This window comes from Faecalicatena orotica (genome assembly GCF_905197545.1).
Classification (GTDB): domain Bacteria; phylum Bacillota; class Clostridia; order Lachnospirales; family Lachnospiraceae; genus Faecalicatena_A; species Faecalicatena_A orotica.
Genome location: NZ_CAJJZH010000017.1, coordinates 1 through 16,975, shown reverse-complemented (window position 1 = coordinate 16,975; position 16,975 = coordinate 1). Strand labels below are relative to the sequence as shown.

The 16,975-nt window shown below is 40.5% G+C and carries 13 protein-coding genes and 1 pseudogene; 6 read left to right on the top strand and 8 right to left on the bottom strand.

From position 1 onward, the window contains the following. Positions 1-8: 8 nt before the first annotated feature. Both ABIN22_RS22315 and gmd read right to left on the bottom strand, forming a co-directional pair. Complete coding sequence (locus tag ABIN22_RS22315; protein ID WP_109732751.1) at positions 9-950, bottom strand: GDP-L-fucose synthase family protein; 942 nt, start codon at positions 948-950, stop codon at positions 9-11. A 47-nt stretch (positions 951-997) separates the two neighbouring features. Further along, positions 998-2,047, bottom strand: a complete 1,050-nt coding sequence (gene gmd, locus ABIN22_RS22310; RefSeq protein ID WP_346911362.1) for a GDP-mannose 4,6-dehydratase — start codon at positions 2,045-2,047, stop codon at positions 998-1,000. Between the two features lie 417 nt (positions 2,048-2,464). Here gmd and ABIN22_RS22305 point away from each other — a divergent pair, with 417 nt between their 5' ends. Further along, complete coding sequence (locus ABIN22_RS22305; RefSeq protein ID WP_109733772.1) at positions 2,465-3,337, top strand: AraC family transcriptional regulator; 873 nt, start codon at positions 2,465-2,467, stop codon at positions 3,335-3,337. A 48-nt stretch (positions 3,338-3,385) separates the two neighbouring features. Here the strand turns inward: ABIN22_RS22305 and ABIN22_RS22300 are convergent, their stop codons facing one another. Then, positions 3,386-4,159, bottom strand: a complete 774-nt coding sequence (locus ABIN22_RS22300) for an inositol monophosphatase family protein (RefSeq protein ID WP_346911360.1) — start codon at positions 4,157-4,159, stop codon at positions 3,386-3,388. 66 nt (positions 4,160-4,225) lie between these two features. Next, complete coding sequence (locus ABIN22_RS22295) at positions 4,226-7,264, bottom strand: fucose pyrophosphorylase domain-containing protein (protein ID WP_346911358.1); 3,039 nt, start codon at positions 7,262-7,264, stop codon at positions 4,226-4,228. A 483-nt stretch (positions 7,265-7,747) separates the two neighbouring features. Here ABIN22_RS22295 and ABIN22_RS22290 point away from each other — a divergent pair, with 483 nt between their 5' ends. Next, positions 7,748-9,040, top strand: a complete 1,293-nt coding sequence (locus tag ABIN22_RS22290; protein WP_346911356.1) for an ATP-binding protein — start codon at positions 7,748-7,750, stop codon at positions 9,038-9,040. A gap of 138 nt (positions 9,041-9,178) precedes the next feature. Then, a pseudogene (locus ABIN22_RS22285) lies at positions 9,179-9,375 on the top strand (cell filamentation protein Fic); the annotation flags it as partial. Positions 9,376-9,727: 352 nt separating this feature from the next. Here ABIN22_RS22285 and ABIN22_RS22280 read toward each other — a convergent pair. After that, positions 9,728-10,042, bottom strand: a complete 315-nt coding sequence (locus ABIN22_RS22280) for a hypothetical protein (protein ID WP_346911354.1) — start codon at positions 10,040-10,042, stop codon at positions 9,728-9,730. An 18-nt stretch (positions 10,043-10,060) separates the two neighbouring features. Beyond that, complete coding sequence (locus tag ABIN22_RS22275) at positions 10,061-10,525, bottom strand: hypothetical protein (RefSeq protein ID WP_346911352.1); 465 nt, start codon at positions 10,523-10,525, stop codon at positions 10,061-10,063. Between the two features lie 253 nt (positions 10,526-10,778). Between ABIN22_RS22275 and ABIN22_RS22270 the strand changes: the two genes are divergently transcribed. Together ABIN22_RS22270 and ABIN22_RS22265 are read left to right on the top strand one after the other, a co-directional pair. Then, positions 10,779-11,447: a helix-turn-helix domain-containing protein gene (locus tag ABIN22_RS22270; protein WP_346911350.1), complete on the top strand. Its 669-nt coding sequence runs from the start codon at positions 10,779-10,781 to the stop codon at positions 11,445-11,447. A 116-nt stretch (positions 11,448-11,563) separates the two neighbouring features. Beyond that, the gene (locus ABIN22_RS22265; RefSeq protein WP_346911348.1) at positions 11,564-12,976 is read left to right on the top strand and encodes an ATP-binding protein; all 1,413 of its coding nucleotides are present in this window, start codon (positions 11,564-11,566) and stop codon (positions 12,974-12,976) included. Positions 12,977-13,060: 84 nt separating this feature from the next. On the opposite strand, the gene ABIN22_RS22260 is transcribed toward ABIN22_RS22265, so the two are convergent. Then, positions 13,061-14,002 (bottom strand): tyrosine-type recombinase/integrase, encoded by a 942-nt coding sequence (locus ABIN22_RS22260; RefSeq protein WP_346911346.1) that lies wholly within the window; start codon positions 14,000-14,002, stop codon positions 13,061-13,063. Positions 14,003-14,477: 475 nt separating this feature from the next. Here ABIN22_RS22260 and ABIN22_RS22255 point away from each other — a divergent pair, with 475 nt between their 5' ends. Next, the gene (locus ABIN22_RS22255; RefSeq protein ID WP_346911344.1) at positions 14,478-15,884 is read left to right on the top strand and encodes an ATP-binding protein; all 1,407 of its coding nucleotides are present in this window, start codon (positions 14,478-14,480) and stop codon (positions 15,882-15,884) included. Between the two features lie 58 nt (positions 15,885-15,942). Here the strand turns inward: ABIN22_RS22255 and ABIN22_RS22250 are convergent, their stop codons facing one another. After that, entirely contained in the window at positions 15,943-16,440 is a 498-nt protein-coding gene (locus ABIN22_RS22250) for a VanZ family protein (protein ID WP_346911342.1), read from the bottom strand. Between the last annotated feature and the right edge of the window lie 535 nt (positions 16,441-16,975).

Here is a 16,975-nt window from a genome sequence, read left to right as displayed (position 1 = left end):
CCTCTTATTTATCTCTCCGCTCTCATCGGATTTTTTAAAAAGTCCTCATAAGTCAGGCGGATTCCTTCCTCCAGATCTACGCGGTACTTCCATCCAAGCTTTTCAAGTTTTGATACATCAAGCAGTTTTCGCGGTGTTCCGTCCGGTTTGTCATGGTCCCAGAGTATTTTCCCTTCATACCCGGTCACTTTAGCCACCAATTCTGTCAGAGCCCTGATTGACAGTTCTAAACCAGTCCCAACATTCACAGTCTCCATGCCGCTGTAATGATTCATCAGGAAAACACACGCATCCGCCAGATCATCCACATACAAAAATTCACGCAGCGGCGCACCGGTTCCCCAGCATACAACTTCCTTCAGCCCCTGCTCCTTCGCCTCATGGAAACGCCGGATCAACGCGGGCAGAACATGGCTGTGGGTAGGGTGGTAATTGTCGTTCGGTCCGTATAGGTTCGTCGGCATGGCTGAAATATAATCAGTCCCATACTGTTTGTTTAAAAATTCACAGTATTTTAAACCACTGATTTTAGCAAGGGCATATGCCTCATTCGTCTTCTCCAGCTCCGATGTCAGCAGGCAGCTCTCGGGCATAGGCTGCACGGCCATTCTGGGATAGATACACGAAGAACCGAGGAACAGTAATTTCCTGCACCCTTCCTGCCACGCAGAATGGATCACATTCATCTCCATCATCATATTCTCGTACATAAAGTCTGCCGGTGCTTCGGAATTGGCAATGATTCCCCCTACCTTTGCTGCCGCCATAAATACATATTCCGGCTGCTCTTCCCTGAAAAATGCAGCTACGGCTTCCTGACTGCAGAGATCCAGTTCCCGGTGGGTGCGGGTAAGCAGATTATGGTATCCCAGCTTCTCCAGTGTCCTTACAATGGCCGATCCGACCATTCCCCTATGTCCTGCAACGTATATTTTAGCTTCTTTTTCCATTTATTGTTTCACACTCCTATGTCTTCGACTATCCAGTTGTCTGTTCCTTAGCAAACCTTTTTCAGTGCTGCTTCTCTCTTTGCCAGTTCCAAGTCATGCTGCACCATGATTTTAATCAGTTCCTCATAGCTTGTCTTTCTCGGATTCCATCCGAGTATGGTCTTAGCCTTTGTCGGATCCCCAAGCAGAGTATCCACGTCTGTGGGTCTGAACCATGTCTCGTTCACTTCCACAAGCACATTTCCCGTCACTGTATCGATGCCCTTTTCTTCGATCCCCTTCCCTTCCCAGCGAAGAGTAATCCCAGCCTCTGCAAATGACTTTTCAGTGAAATCCCTGACTGTATGCTGTTCTCCCGTAGCAATCACAAAATCATCCGGTGTCTCCTGCTGCAGCATCAGCCACATACATTCTACATAATCTTTTGCATATCCCCAGTCCCTGAGGGAATCCATGTTGCCCAGCTGCAGCGTTTTCTGCAACCCACAGGCGATTCTGGCTGCTGCCAGCGTGATTTTCCTTGTGACAAAATTTTCTCCACGCCGTTCTGACTCATGGTTAAACAGAATTCCGTTGGCCGCAAACATGCCGTACGCCTCCCGATACTCTTTGACAATCCAGAATCCATACTGTTTCGCCACCGCATACGGGCTATAAGGATGGAATGGCGTCGTCTCTTTCTGCGGCACCTCTTCTACCTTTCCGTATAATTCTGATGTAGATGCCTGATAGACCCTGGTTTTCCCCGTCAGTCCCAGAATCCGGACAGCTTCCAGTATACGTAGCACCCCGAGGGCATCCACATCCCCGGAATACTCCGGTACGTCAAAGGATACCTGTACATGCGACTGCGCCGCCAGATTATAAATCTCATACGGCTGTACAATTCCAATGATACGTATCAGGGATGAAGAATCTGACAAGTCGCCGTCATGCAGTGTAACTGCATTTTTTTCTATCAGGTGATCAATACGTGACGTGTTGGAAATCGATGCCCTTCGTGTAATTCCATGTACCTCATACCCTTTTTCCAACAAAAATTCAGCCAGATAGGAACCATCCTGTCCTGTAATACCGGTAATCAATGCCTTTTTCATATCTTTCCCTCTCTATTATCAAATGAATTTAATTACATGCTCAATTACCGATTATACTTGGATATTGTACAAAAAGTAATAGAGATTCTTGCTATATAATAGGACTATCTTGAATAGTGTTTTTTTCAATATAATCCTGATTTATATATAAACACCTTATTTTTGCTGATTTTGTGAATTATTATTACTGTTCACAGGCACGCCTGTAAACAGTAACTCGCCTGCCCATTTAAAGTCGCCTTCGGCGAGGGGCAGGCTTATTGGCTGCTTTACGTTATTCCTCCCAGCCTATCAGCGTAGTGATAGGCTGGGGAGTGAATAGTAACGAATTATTAACTACTTCACAAAATATGATTGGATTATTTTGCTTTCTATGTTACATTCTATATAGGATTATATTGACAAAGGAGTTTTATCATGGATAAACAATTATTTACCGGTAACCAGGTACAGTCCAACAGAGTCTTGTATACACCTTCGGTATTTGCCAAGAGTTCTTTGATCTACCTGCAGGAAACGGGTGAACTCACTGCACTTAAGCCTCATGTGAGCCGGAGGGAACAATTAAATTCCTACCTGTTTTTTATCGTATTAGACGGTCTGGGCAGTGTGCAGTACGACAATAAAGAGGTGCACCTGCGCCCCGGAGACTGCGTTTTCTTTAACTGCCAGAAGCCATATTCCCATGCTTCCTCGACTGAACAGCTCTGGCGGCTCAAATGGGTCCACTTTTACGGACCGAATATGGACAGCATTTATGAGAAGTTTTTAGACAGGGGTGGAACCTGGTATTTTACAACAAGTGAACCTGCACGCTACGAAAACCTGCTGGAGGAAATATTTCTGACTGCAAATGCCGACAGTCCTGTGAGAGACATGAAACTATATGAAAAGCTGGTCCGGCTATTGACCCTTACAATGGAAGAAAGCGGCTCGCACAGCCTGATTTCAGATCATCAGGAGGCCGCACAGACTAAATTAAACGATATTAAAAAATATATAGATGAACATTTTACTGAAAAAATATATCTGGATGCGCTGTCGGAACGCTTCTATATTAATAAATACTATCTGACAAGGCTGTTCAAGAAACAATTCGGGGCATCCATCAACCACTACATCATTTACCAGCGAATCACTCTTGGAAAGCGCCTGCTGCGATTTACTGATGACAGCATCGAAAATATCAGCAGAGAATGTGGAATAGATGATCCCGGATACTTTACGAGACTCTTTAAAAAAATAGAAGGCATAACACCCGGAGAATTTCGAAAACGATGGGTAAAATAAAGTTACCCCCGCAGTCTTCATGCGGGGGTGCTTCTCTTCCTATGCGTTTTAAAACTTATGCCACAATTCCAACGCTTCCTTCCAGCAAAGCTGTCCGCCTGCCAGTATAGAACATGGCTTATCAAGAGTGATTTCTTTCCCGTCCACCTGGCTGATCCTGCCCCCGGCCTCACTGATAATCAAAGAGGCTGCAGCATAATCCCAAGGCTGGAGAAGGAGCTCCGTATAAATTCCATTGCTGCCGGATGCGACTCTGCACAGGTCAATGGCTGAGGAGCCGCCGTTGCGGACTCCGAGGCTGTTCAGATAAAGGAATTTTGCAAAATCAAATATCCGGTCTGTATCGTCGGAATTATATCTCGCACATCCAAACGCCGCGATGCTGTCCACAAGGCCTTTCGATGTACTTGCAATTTTCTTCCCATTCTTAAAGGCACCTTTTCCCTTTTCCGCTGTATAGAGTTCCTCTGTATAAGGATTATAGACGGCCGCGAAAACCATCTCCTTATTCTTCGCAAGTCCCAGCGAAACACAACTGTTTTTATAGTCGAATATAAAATTCGTCGTTCCGTCAATGGGATCGATAATAAAACAATCCCCTTCTCCCATACTCTGCTGAACCCCATTCTCTTCTGCCAGAAATGCGGCCTCAGGGATAAGTTTCTTCATTTCCTGTACAAGAAAATCCTGCACCTTCTTATCATATTCCGTGACAAAATTAGAAAAACCTTCCTTATTATATATATCCGTTTCTGAAGCAGACGCATTTTTCATCATACCGCCCGCCTGTTTCACACATTTGGTTATTTCTTCGTATAGCATGGCCGCCTCCCGTTACCGTTTACACCCCAGCCTATCTCTACGCTGACCGGCTGGGGGCTTTATGTATTAATCCCATATAAATGCGGATTCCCATACATCTACTCCGCTGTCCTGGAAAATTTCATGCAGTCTGTCTTTCAGCTGCTGTTTTGTAACTCCCTTATTCAAGATTACCATCAGGAAGCCGCCTCCGCCGGCGCCGGCAATAAACCGCCCGCTTATCAAATCCTGACAGGATAGGAAAATCTGCTCGATACAAGTGTTGGATGATCCCTGGTCAAGCTGTTTTGAAAGTTCCCAGTGCCGGTTCAGAAGTTCTGCAAACTCATCTACACTGCCTCTTTCCAGAGCAAACTTCATCAGCGCTGCCAAAGGCTGCATCTCCTTCAGTGCCTGTATACTCTCCGGCCTTGCACCGATGTAACTTCCGACAACATCACGCAGAAGGTTTCTTGCCAGCCTGCGCTGCCCTGTATAAATGACAGCGAACCGTTCCTGAAGCTCTTCTTTTACAGAATCTGACAAATGCACCTTCTCAACATGAATTTCCTGATCAATGCCCGGCTCTGTCGTAATAAACTTTACTCCGTTCGTCAGACCGCCAACCTGGTCCTGCCATCCTCCGCCGGTGCTCATAATCTGTTCCATAGAAAGAACTATGCCGTAAATCTCATCATCACTGATATCCGCACCAAGGAATTCGTAAATCCCTTTTACACATGCACCTGACAAAATACTGCTTGTCCCTAGACCGGAGCCTTTTGGTATGCCGATCACCTGCGTGGAAAGATAAATTCCTCCGCCCAGACGCTTCAAGATATCTTCCAATGACGCATCCCCATATAACGGCACAATCCCGCATGCAATCAGTGCGGCTTTGTGGAGTGCAAAAGAATCATATGGATTATGGCAGTCCTGAATTTCCGAAACAGTATGAATCTCTCCAAACACACCGATATCCGTGGACTCAAATTCAATATGGTAATCTTCAAGCCGTTTTACCGTAATCTGTACCGGCAGAATCCCATTCAGGCTGATTGCAGCATTCAGCACAACTCCGCCCTGTTCATTACAGTGCGGCGGGGTATCCGTCCAGCCGCCTCCCCAGTTAACACGGACCGGAAGCTTTACATCAACCCTGTCCTTACAGATCTTAAATGAATTAGCAGTACGCAGTTTACTGACCGCATTGTCAAAAATTTCTTTCTGAATCCCTTCAAAACATAGTCCCTCTGTATAGTCATAGGACATCCCATCAAATTCCAGATCTTTTTCCTTCATAAATCTGGAAACCGCATAGTAAATCCTGATCCTCAGTGAAAATTCTGCATCCTGCGCATCCTTCAGAAGCTCCCTGTAAATCGCCTCTGTAATTCCCTTGCTGCCAAACACCTGATAAGCATCTTTATAATAAACTCCGCTCTCCAGCATATTTACAAACTTACTTGCAAGGATACGGTTTTCCAGCTCATCCTTCCATGATCGGCTGTAATTAACATCTGCCATATAGAAGCTGGAATACAGACTCATTCTCTTCCTTGTCTTCCACTGCCTGATCTCTTCTTTCGCAACACGCCCATGACACATATCATAAAGGAAAAGAGCCTGCTCTATTCCTTCTTGCATGGTGTCGCATACCGGATATAGGTTGGCAAACCACAGATACTTGTCCTTATCCTGCCACAATGTATCCTGTGAAATATCATTTTCACTTAACAGTCTGGAAAGACTGGTACCCAGAAAACTGTCATTTTCTTTATAGAATCCCTTCGGATTATCTTCTACACCATAAATACGGACAACATACTTCCCGTTAATCAGACGCAGGCCATGCAGAACGATTCCCGGCGGAATGATACAACCCGTCAGTTTTAAGTTGGATATCACGCATCCTTCACCGACCTTTGTATTGCCCAGTATAAAGCAGTCCTCCAGATACGCACCTTTCCGGACATTCGCCCTGCGCCCTACATACGCCCTGTGTGCAGCAAAATCTGCATCTCCGACTCCTGAGAACATCACCTGCTTTTTCCAGTTAAGGAACTCATAGGAGGAAACATCCTCTGTCACAAGACTCAGAAGTTCCTTCGTAGTACCAAAATGTATAAACTCTGCCGGAGAAAGGCACAGCAGTTTCATAGAAAATGAATGTATCGCCTGCCAGATTTTCTCACGGCAGCTGATCAGTTCTTCGCAGATTACCCCTTCTGCCGCTTCCTGATAAAACTGCTCCAAAGCAGCCTCCCGCGCCAGCGGATAAAGAAAATCACCATAAAAGCTGATCCGCGCCTTGTCATTTACAAATTCCTGAAATTTACCCTGATCCAGATGTCCATCTGTACTGATCAGAGAATACAGCGCATCCATAAGACCTGTGCTTAAGATCACGGCCCCAGTATCCAGATCCACACATCCCCTGTCATTCACCGCACCGCTCTCCCTGAGCATAGATACCGTCTGTTTATGTAAAAACCTTGCCACGTAATCATTCCCGTCATTCAAGAAAACGCCATGATCCTTTCCCGTATCCACATGCTCCTTGAACGAGATAGCTGCCGCACCTTCATTCTGGAAATCAATCTGCAGAGGATTGAACAATAACAGAACATCACCAGAAAGAATCAGCATTCCTTCCCTGAACCTGGAAGGCACACCGGACATCACGATCATGAACTCATCAAACAACGTAGAGGCATATCCATTCGGGAGTTCACGCGGAACCGGGGAAAATAATTTACCCGTCGCAGAATACTGCGGAACACGTTTGCTGTCCCCTCCGGAATGAATCACAAGGATCCGCTTGTCCTTAAAATGATACTCTGACTTCCCTTCGCGCTGAGCAAGGTAAGCCAGCACATTGAAAGTGGCCCCTCCCGATCCCACTCTCCTGCCTTCCGGATCCGGAAGAACCTCATAAATCGTAGACGACGGAAGGCGGCGCTGCTGAAGGCGCTCCTCAATCTGCCCGCGGTACATCGCCGCCTGCTCTTCATTGGATGCAGTCAGAATCACATAGTCCCACTTAATAAAACTAGACTTTTTGAGACTCCTCTCATAATCTTCCCATGCATCAAAATATGACTGGCTCAAAAATAAATTCTTCATTCTTTTAGATGTTAATTCCATATTACTTTTTCCTTTTCCTGCGGTATTTTATTTTGGATTATCTTGATTCGGCTTCGAGACTTCAAATATTACTGCTCTATTTATTATAGCGGAGTTAGGGGGAAATGACAAGGCGGGGGGATGGGGAAATGGGGGAGGTGCTAATAATAACAATTATTGATTCGGAAATACATTCCATAATGCATATACAATACCCTGTCATCTCTGGAAATTAACGTAATCCAGACAAATTTGTACATCAAAAAAGCACAAATAATCTGAAGCAATTTGTGCTTTTAGTACACCTGTGGGGCAGGCAGAAAAGTGTAGAATATATTTTTAATTAATACACCCCTAAGCAGAAAAACTCACGCATACGACATTATATCCAATTAAAAAATGTTATTTTCATCAAAAAGTCCTATGATTTTTGCTGTTAATATGCTATGTTTAAGTTAATATAATTGTTAGGGGGTAATTTTGATGTATCGAATAGCAATGCAACAATTAATCAATTGGAAAAATAAGAAGAATCGGAAACCTCTCATCATTAGAGGAGCCCGTCAGGTTGGAAAGACCTGGCTCATGAAAGAATTTGGTAAAGAGAATTATAGTAAAGTAATTTATATTAATTTTGACAATAACGAGCGGATGAAAAATCTTTTTGATGGAAGTCTTGAAATTGAGAGAATTGTTACTGGAATTGAATTATATGCCGGACATAAAATAGATGTTGATAATACACTTTTAATCTTTGATGAAATCCAAGAGGTACCAAAAGCATTGACTTCCCTCAAGTATTTCAATGAAGATGCACCTCATTATCAAATTGTATGCGCTGGGAGTCTGCTTGGTGTAGCTTTGCATAATGGAACGTCATTCCCAGTAGGAAAAGTTGAGTTTATGGATCTTTATCCGCTGTCTTTCTTTGAATTTATAATGGCGTTGGGGAAAAAACCACATGTAACTCTTCTTCAAAACAAAGACTTTGAAATGGCTTCTGCCTTTAAACAGGATTATATTGATTTGCTTAAATACTATTATTATGTTGGTGGAATGCCAGAAGTTGTCATGAGTTTTACTGAAAATAAAGATTTTAATGAAGTACGTGAAATCCAGCAAAGAATACTGTCAGCATATGAACAGGATTTTTCAAAACATGCACCTAATGAGACCGTTCCGCGGATCAGAATGCTTTGGAACAGTATTCCGGGACAATTGGCAAAGGAAAACAAGAAATTTATTTACGGACTTGTTAAAGAAGGGGCAAGAGCGAAGGAATATGAATTGGCACTGTTATGGCTTACGGATTGTGGTTTGGTTCATAAAATCCATCGGGTGAAGGCACCTAGTCTTCCCTTAAGTGCTTATGAGGATTTAAAAGCATTTAAATTGTTTCTTTTAGATATTGGTTTACTTTCCTGTATGACAGGATTGCGTCAGGAAACACTGTTGGATGGAAATAACCTTTTCAAAGAATTTAAGGGCGCATTGACTGAACAATATGTCCTTCAGCAACTCGAAACAATCAAAAATCTCAATATATATTATTGGACAAATGATCGTGGTACAGCAGAAATAGATTTTGTCATTGATAATGGGCATGATGTAATTCCGATTGAAGTGAAGGCTGAACAAAATTTGCAGGCAAAAAGTTTGAAAAGCTATCGTGAAAAATTTCATCCTCAATCATCGCTGCGAGTTTCAATGGCCGATTACAAAGAAGAAGAATGGCTGATTAATTTGCCTCTGTATGCTGTGGAAACTATTTCGTAACCTGTCAATTTCAAAAACTTTATTCCTCTTCTGAGGATGACAAAAATAATGCACATAAGATTGAAAATTCAATAATTATCCTGCCGATAATATGATATACTATACTCGTATAACAGGAGAGTTTCTTGATGGAAGAACCTGGAATATTCCGGCGGCATTTACCATAAAACACAAATTGACCTGACGTACAATTCGAACCACATTGAGGGCAGCCGCCTTACCCATGAACAGACCCGATATATCTTTCAAACCAATACCATCGGTGTTGATAATAAAATTCTTAATGTAGATGATGTAATTGAAAAGCAAACCATTTCTGCTGTATCAATATGATACCTGTCTCATGGCACGGGATAAGTACAAAGCCTATCTGGATTATTTTAGAATTGAAGTTGGTTTGTCCAGAGGACAGTCTTAGCGTTTACAGTGTCCTTCGTACTTATAAATATCACCTTTCTATCTTATATCAGATGGAAAGGTGATATTTAGATATGAATGATTACTTACAGCGGAAACGGCATGCCCCGCACTCGTAAGAGGGGAGGGCTAAAATAAAAGAGGCATGTATGCAATATACTGCCCCTTTACGAGAATCACCTTCTTAGTACTTAATTCTAAAATAACCAGATATGTTTTGTACTTTTTGGGTTATACGGCCTCTCTCCCCATGTGATTGTTCATAACGTACTATAGTACTAAAACCTTCATTAATTCCACTAACACCCCTGCCGTCAGATTACAAAATATATCCTTGCCAATATCCCATAAATTACTTTGAACCAATTTTTTTAATGATTTACTGTCTTTTTTATCAATGGCTTCCAATGAATCATTCAAAACCTTCGTCTCTTTTCTTGTAAAATCCCTAAATTCTATTGCTTCAAATCCAGACCTCAGCATTTCCCAATCTATATTCCCGCTCGCATTATTCGACATTGTATTATAATCTCCAGCCTGGAAATTAGAAGCATTAATCGCTCCATTAAAATGAAATTCACTCATTGTACCACTCCTTATAAACTACCGCATTTGATTATTGTCACCAAACTGTACTTTTTCAATTTGAGCATTTCCCATATTTACTACATAGTTTGCCTGACTGCTATTTATGCATTCCGCTAGCACCTTCATAATTCGTTTTAGAAAACTAGCATCTTTCCCGCTAAAATATATAAGACGGCCAGAATTTAATTCAATTGTCAGGTAATGTCCCAATTGACTGTTAAAATACAGGATATAACCGCACATACCAATTCCTGCCGCCAAAATTAAGAATCCGATCAATCCGTTGAACCCCATCATTATAAACCCTACCAATATACAAACAACTGCCCATGTTGGAACTTTCATTTTCTCCATAGGCGCAACGCTAATTCGCGAAATATTGTCCAATTGAATAACACTATCGCTATAAATCAATGTATTCTGATAGATTTTCAATTCATTCGTATCTACCACTTTTTCTTTCGCATCCAAACTAATCATTTTTCTCTTCCTTTCACAATTTAATCCTTGAAAAGAAAATGACCTGACTTTCAACCTAGAAACGCACCACCTATTTAAAATAATACCACAAGAAAACTTGTTTCTCAATAAGGATCATCCGCCGTTCAGAACTTTGCCACCCAGAACTTGCACCCCCATCTTTTCTATGGTAAGCTATGAACAAAACAACACAGAATAAGTTGTTTTGTTCTTTTAAATATGTATAGATTAACATAAAAAATGGAGGGCTATAATGGTTAGGAACAGGGAAGATATGGATTATGATCCAGACAAAGTGCTACGAGAGTTGGTAGTCGATGCTGTAACGATATATACAGAGGGTAAATCTCTTCGCAAGGTGGCAGACGAGCTGGACCTTAATCCGATCAAAGTAAGGAAACTGCTCATTACGGCCAGGGAATGGGATATTGACTTTGTATATGATTCCCCCATAGCGGATGAGGTGCTTTCTCTTTACAGGCAGGGAAAATCTGCTGCTGAAATTATGGAGGAACTTCATCTGTCCAAAGCTTCCGTCAATTCCTACCTTCCATATGTGAAGCCGCCATACAAAGCAAATGAGTTGTCCGCCAATGCAGAAAGAATCATAACCTATAGAAAAAGGAAACAGGCATGTGAAAAACTAGCGTCTGACGGAAGTATGGATAACCTTTGGGCTGCTATCACAGCATTCCAGTCCTATCCGTTCTATACAGCAAAAGGGCTGAAGTTTCAATATGAAGTCCACGGTGGTGAAATGAAGGTTGATAGAAAGAACAAGAGTATTACGAGAAGCAGTGTGGAAATAGCATATCAGAAAGTACTGGAACTGGAGGGAATTGTTACAGGACCAAAAAAACTGGGGGTGTTTGGGGCCAGCTATTTATACCCACTATTTATGCGAATTGGAGTGATAAGATAGGTTCTGGTAGATCAAAGCGCAGACAATAATATAACCATGATTATTAAAATCACGATTATATATTATTGACAATCTGAAACTTGTAGAGTATATTTAACCTAACCAAGGGAAAACTTTTGATATGGAGGAGATGCAGCTTGTTTATCGGACGTGAAAAAGAATTACAATTTTTAAATCAGAGATATGAATCCCCCAATAGTGAGCTGATCGTGCTCTATGGGCGGCGGAGGGTTGGTAAAACTGAAACGCTCCGGGAATTCAGTCAGGGAAAGGACCATGTATTTTATTCCTGTATTGAATGCACTGACTCACAACAATTGAATTCCTTCAGCAGCAGGGTGCTCCAGAAGGATATTCCCGCATCAAAATATATAACCACCTTCTCCGACTGGGAACAGGCTTTCTCCAGTATTACGGAGTTAAAGAATACCGGTAAAAAACTGTTAATAATTGATGAGTTTCCTTATATGGTAAAAGCCAACCGGACAATTCCATCAATCCTGCAGAATCTTTGGGACCTGAAACTGAAAGATGAAAATGTAATGATCATATTGTGCGGCAGCGCTATGAGCTTTATAGAGAAAGAGATTCTGGCGGAGAAAAATCCACTTTATGGCCGTGCAACAGGTATATTAAAGATGAATGAAATGGATTTTTATGACGCTATCCGGTTTTTCCCGGATTACTCAGCACTTGATAAGATTAGAACCTATGGCATATTAGGCGGAATCCCACATTATCTCAAGCAATTTGACAGCCAAAAATCAGTGGGTGAAAATATATGCAGAAATGTTTTGCAGCGCGGGAGCATTTTATATAGTGAAGTTGAATTTCTGATGCGGCAGGAGCTTAGAGAAACTACGGTTTATAATACTATTATAGAAGCAATTGCACTGGGGAATACGCGGTTAAATGATATCTCCCAGAAAACGCAGATTGAAAGAAGCAAGCTGATGGCGTATTTAAAAAATCTGATGAATTTAGGAATTATTGAACGCGAGTTTTCAGTGACGGACAGTGTTAAGGAGCAGGCAAATACACATCGTGGTTTATATAAGATAACAGATCCGTTTTTCCGTTTTTGGTATGCATTTGTATTCCCGAATATGTCTGAGCTAGAGGCCGGAGACTTTGAGGGGGTATACAAATACATCGTTGAGCCTCAGCTTGAAGAATTTATTTCGTATGTTTTTGAAGATGTCTGCCGCCAATATTTACGCAGGGAAAATCAAAGAGGACATTTACCATTCCATTTTTCTCAGATTGGCAGATGGTGGAACAAAACGGATGAGATTGATGTTATGGCAGCAAACCGGGAACGTACCGCTTTTATGGTAGGTGAATGCAAGTTTAAAAATAGAGCATTTGAATTGTCTGAATTTAAACATACACGGGAAAAATTTACCCCGTCCAGAAAGGACGCGGACATATACTATTTTCTTTTCTCAAAAAGTGGTTTCTCACCAAAAATCGAAAAAAATGATTCTGCCGTTTATCTTATTGATTTAGACACTATCACTGCAGAATAGGATAACATCAAATCACTTACAAAATGGGGCAGGTAAGTCTACCTGCCTCTCCATTCAGCCATTTTCACTCAATATTACCATCATCTATACGGTATTCATAAAATTTCTCCCATTATACTTCATCAGTACTTCCCTTTTCCTATTCAAAGATACTTCTGTATAAATCTGTGTTGTCACGATACTATTATGTCCCATTAATTCCTGTACATCACGTATGTTGGCACCGTTATTCAGCAATTGTGTTGCAAAACTGTGGCGCAGAAAATGCGGAGTCGAGTGGGGATTTATCTTTGACAATTCTCTATACTTATAAAAAATGTTTTCAATACTAAAAATACTCAGCCTTCCCCCTGATTTATTCACAAACATAGCTGAATCCTGTGGATTCATTTCCAACCTGGTTATGAGCCAGTGATTCAGCTTTTGGCATACTACCGGCGATGAGATAAACAGCATTCTTTCCTTTTTCCCTTTCCCGTGAATCAGAACAGAACACTCCTCCCGATTATAATCTTCAATATCCAGCGCAGCTATTTCTCCAATTCGCAGTCCAAGACAAAACAGAAGCTCTATGATGCACATATTCCTTATGCACAATCTACGATGATAATCCGAAGAAACATTTTGAAACTCCGCAGTTACTGAAGCAATCAGACTCTGTATTTCTGCTTTGGAAAGTGTCTTAGGCAGGTTTCGGGGAATTTGAAATTTTCTGGACGAGAACTTAAAAAAGACCTCGTTCATTTCCAATGTTTTATTTAAAAAATCACAGTACTGCCTTATAGATACATACTTTCGGCGTATGCTCCGGCAGGATAATTCAATTTCGTTTTGGAGATATAAAAAATACATCATAACTGTTTCATCGTTCAAATCATCATAATGGCGCAGATCAATCCATCTAATCATATTATCGACATCGTTTTTATAGGCATACAGAGTCTTCTCCCCCAAATTCCGTTCAATAGAAAGAACGTCTACAAACTCCTGGGCGAGTAACGTTTGCTGCCTGTTGTTATATTTCATGATGATCACCTCTCTCTTTTGTATGTTAACGCAGGATATAAAGAAAGAAAATTGTTGACATGGCGATCGAATGTTCGGGGGACGTTGTCTCATAATAATTACCCGTATCTGTTAAAAAGTGACAGATATATTATTACACATTTCGTGGCAATGTGCCACGAATACAAGAAAAATGTGGAGATATGACACATATTATGTTGTTTTATCAATATACAAGAAAATTCAAACAAGTATATGGGAATTCTGAAATTTCATGGTTATCATCAAAGCAAATAGTGGAAAAATATCTACCCGTCAGGTCGGAGAGGTCGGGGGATTAACCAGTCCTCCCCTTGCATAATAAGATAAAAAATGATAAACTCATCTTATAATTACTAATTATACAATTAGTAATTTGAAATGTACCTCAATTAACTTGTGATATGGGACCCACAGCTATAGAATAAAAAGCAGCTTTATTATAGGAGATATATTAATGTTTATTGGCAGAGAACGAGAATTAAAAAAGTTAAACACGTTATATGGAAGCAACCAGTTTGAATTTGTTGTCTTTTATGGGAGAAGACGGGTAGGCAAAACGACTTTAATTAATGAATTTATAAATGATAAGAACAGTATATACTATATGGCCGTTGAGGGAACCAAAAAGGAAAACCTCCAGGGATTTTCGAAGGCATTATTTTCTAATACTGGTATCGAATCTCATTTTCCTGAATTTTCAGATTTTGCAAAACTATTAGATTATATTGACAGCTTGTGTGATAAAAATGAGCGGTTGATTATAGCTATAGATGAATTCCCTTATCTAGCTTCTTCCTATCCTGCTATTTCATCCATGATCCAAAGCCATATCGACCAATGTTGGAAAAACAGCAAATTATTTCTAATTTTGTGTGGATCCTCAATGAGCTTCATGGAAGAACAGGTGCTTGGATACAAAAGTCCTTTGTATGGCAGAAGAACTGCACAGTTTAAGATACATCCATTTAGCTATTTCGAATTCAGGCCCATGCTGGAAAAATTTTCTTCTGAAGAGCAGGCGATTTTATATGGCGTAACAGGGGGGATTCCTGAATATCTTTCAAGAATTGATTCCTCCCTGTCTATGGATGAAAATATTATTAATCTGTTCTTCGATGAAAGCGGCCGGTTATTTGATGAACCTTCTAACCTGTTGAAGCAGGAGCTGAAAGAGCCGGCGACGTATCATTCTATTATCTCCGCAATTGCCAGCGGCGCTAGCCGTATGAATGAGATCGCTACAAAAACAGGTCTTGAAACAAGCGGGTGCAGCAACCAGATTTCTTCACTCATAACATTAGGAATCGTGAGTAAAGAGGTTCCGGTAACAGAAAATGCATCAAGTAAAAAAACGCTTTACCACTTAGATGATAACATGTTTCTGTTTTGGTATCGTTTCGTCCGCCCCAATCTGAGCAGTATTATACGTGGAATAGGTGAAACAATTTATAAAACACTGGTGCGTCCGCAGCTTAACGACTTCATGGGGAGTGTATTTGAAGAAATCTGTCAGCAATACCTTTATCTCCCCGACATTTATACAGCACTTCCATTTCCGATAGGGAACAGTGGGCGCTGGTGGGGGAACAATCCGGTAAAAAAGCGGCAGGAGGAAATTGATATAATGTCTGTACAGGAACCGAGTGCACTTTTTTGCGAATGTAAATGGCGAAACAGCCCTGCAGCTTTAGACGTTATTGAACTTCTGAAAGAACGGGGCACATTATTTCAATATACAAATAAATATTATATTATTTTTTCAAAATCCGGATTTACCAAACAAGCCATAGACTATGCAGAACAGCACAACGATACTATGCTGGTTTCTTTCGATGATATTAATGAAAAAATATATGAGTAAATCTTCTATATTAAGAGGATAAAATACGGACATGCCGATTGCCGACATGCCCGTATTTTTATTTTACTTTCTGTATAATCCTTAATATCCCAAATCCAACTGCGGCACCAAGAACATTTGTAATTACATCATCTGTCTGTCCATATCCCATCTTTGTAATCACCTGTGTCACTTCAATTGCTAAACTTGTAAAAAAGGCCGTTAATAAGCAGAAATACAAGTTATTCATACGTGACCACAGTAGTGGCAGCAAAAATCCAAAGGGAATAAACATAATGATATTTTCAACTACATACGCATGGCTCTGGGGTGTCGTTCCAAATGTAGAAAATGGAATCAGAGACACCATATCTCTAGAACCAGGTTCCCTGGACAGAAGTGCAATAAAAAGAACTGCTGTGAGATATGTAATAAGAAAAAATTCAAGAATACATGTTTTCTTATTGACTACCTTACTTTTTAGAATATAATGCAGTGCTGTTCCCAAAAATCCACATATAATTCCAATAGGTAAATAATTCATTGCCGATAAGATGTCGTTTATAATATAACTCATTTAGATTACCTCGGCTCTTACACTTAATCTCCGTTGCGTTCTGCATAATCAGGACTTAGAAGTCTATGTAATGAACGGTTATGCAAAGATTGTTAAATATTATATAAATGGTAAGAGATTTTCTTAATTTTAAGATGTCTGTTTTCATATTTAAACAGTATGACGTAAAAATGAATAAATATCAAGGTTATCTTTTGGTTACAATATAAATTTCGTACTTGGAATTGGTCGCTTTATTAGTTGTAAGTGTTATAGAGATATAATGTTGAATTTTCTTAATTTTACTTTTTATTGAAAATACTCTATGATTTTTCAGATTTCTATAATTTATATATAGTCATATTTATTATGTATGGGGGTATTTTGAATATAGTGATTGTATAAAGTATTCCCATATCTTTTAGCGGATATTCCTATTCTTAGATAAATCAAATCAAAATCCCATTATTAAAAGGACAATAGAGTAATTATTTCCGAATCAATAATAACAATTATTTGGAGGTAAGGGGAGAAAATTGTTCCTGTAGGCAGTAGA

Coding starts and splice junctions, on each gene's coding strand:
- gmd (WP_346911362.1), bottom strand. CDS start 2,047: ATGAAAAAGGCATTGATTACCGGTATTACAGGACAGGATGGTTCCTAT.
- ABIN22_RS22300 (WP_346911360.1), bottom strand. CDS start 4,159: ATGCTATACGAAGAAATAACCAAATGTGTGAAACAGGCGGGCGGTATG.
- ABIN22_RS22260 (WP_346911346.1), bottom strand. CDS start 14,002: ATGAAATATAACAACAGGCAGCAAACGTTACTCGCCCAGGAGTTTGTA.
- ABIN22_RS22275 (WP_346911352.1), bottom strand. CDS start 10,525: ATGATTAGTTTGGATGCGAAAGAAAAAGTGGTAGATACGAATGAATTG.
- ABIN22_RS22255 (WP_346911344.1), top strand. CDS start 14,478: ATGTTTATTGGCAGAGAACGAGAATTAAAAAAGTTAAACACGTTATAT.
- ABIN22_RS22290 (WP_346911356.1), top strand. CDS start 7,748: ATGTATCGAATAGCAATGCAACAATTAATCAATTGGAAAAATAAGAAG.
- ABIN22_RS22315 (WP_109732751.1), bottom strand. CDS start 950: ATGGAAAAAGAAGCTAAAATATACGTTGCAGGACATAGGGGAATGGTC.
- ABIN22_RS22295 (WP_346911358.1), bottom strand. CDS start 7,264: ATGAAGAATTTATTTTTGAGCCAGTCATATTTTGATGCATGGGAAGAT.
- ABIN22_RS22250 (WP_346911342.1), bottom strand. CDS start 16,440: ATGAGTTATATTATAAACGACATCTTATCGGCAATGAATTATTTACCT.
- ABIN22_RS22280 (WP_346911354.1), bottom strand. CDS start 10,042: ATGAGTGAATTTCATTTTAATGGAGCGATTAATGCTTCTAATTTCCAG.
- ABIN22_RS22270 (WP_346911350.1), top strand. CDS start 10,779: ATGGTTAGGAACAGGGAAGATATGGATTATGATCCAGACAAAGTGCTA.
- ABIN22_RS22305 (WP_109733772.1), top strand. CDS start 2,465: ATGGATAAACAATTATTTACCGGTAACCAGGTACAGTCCAACAGAGTC.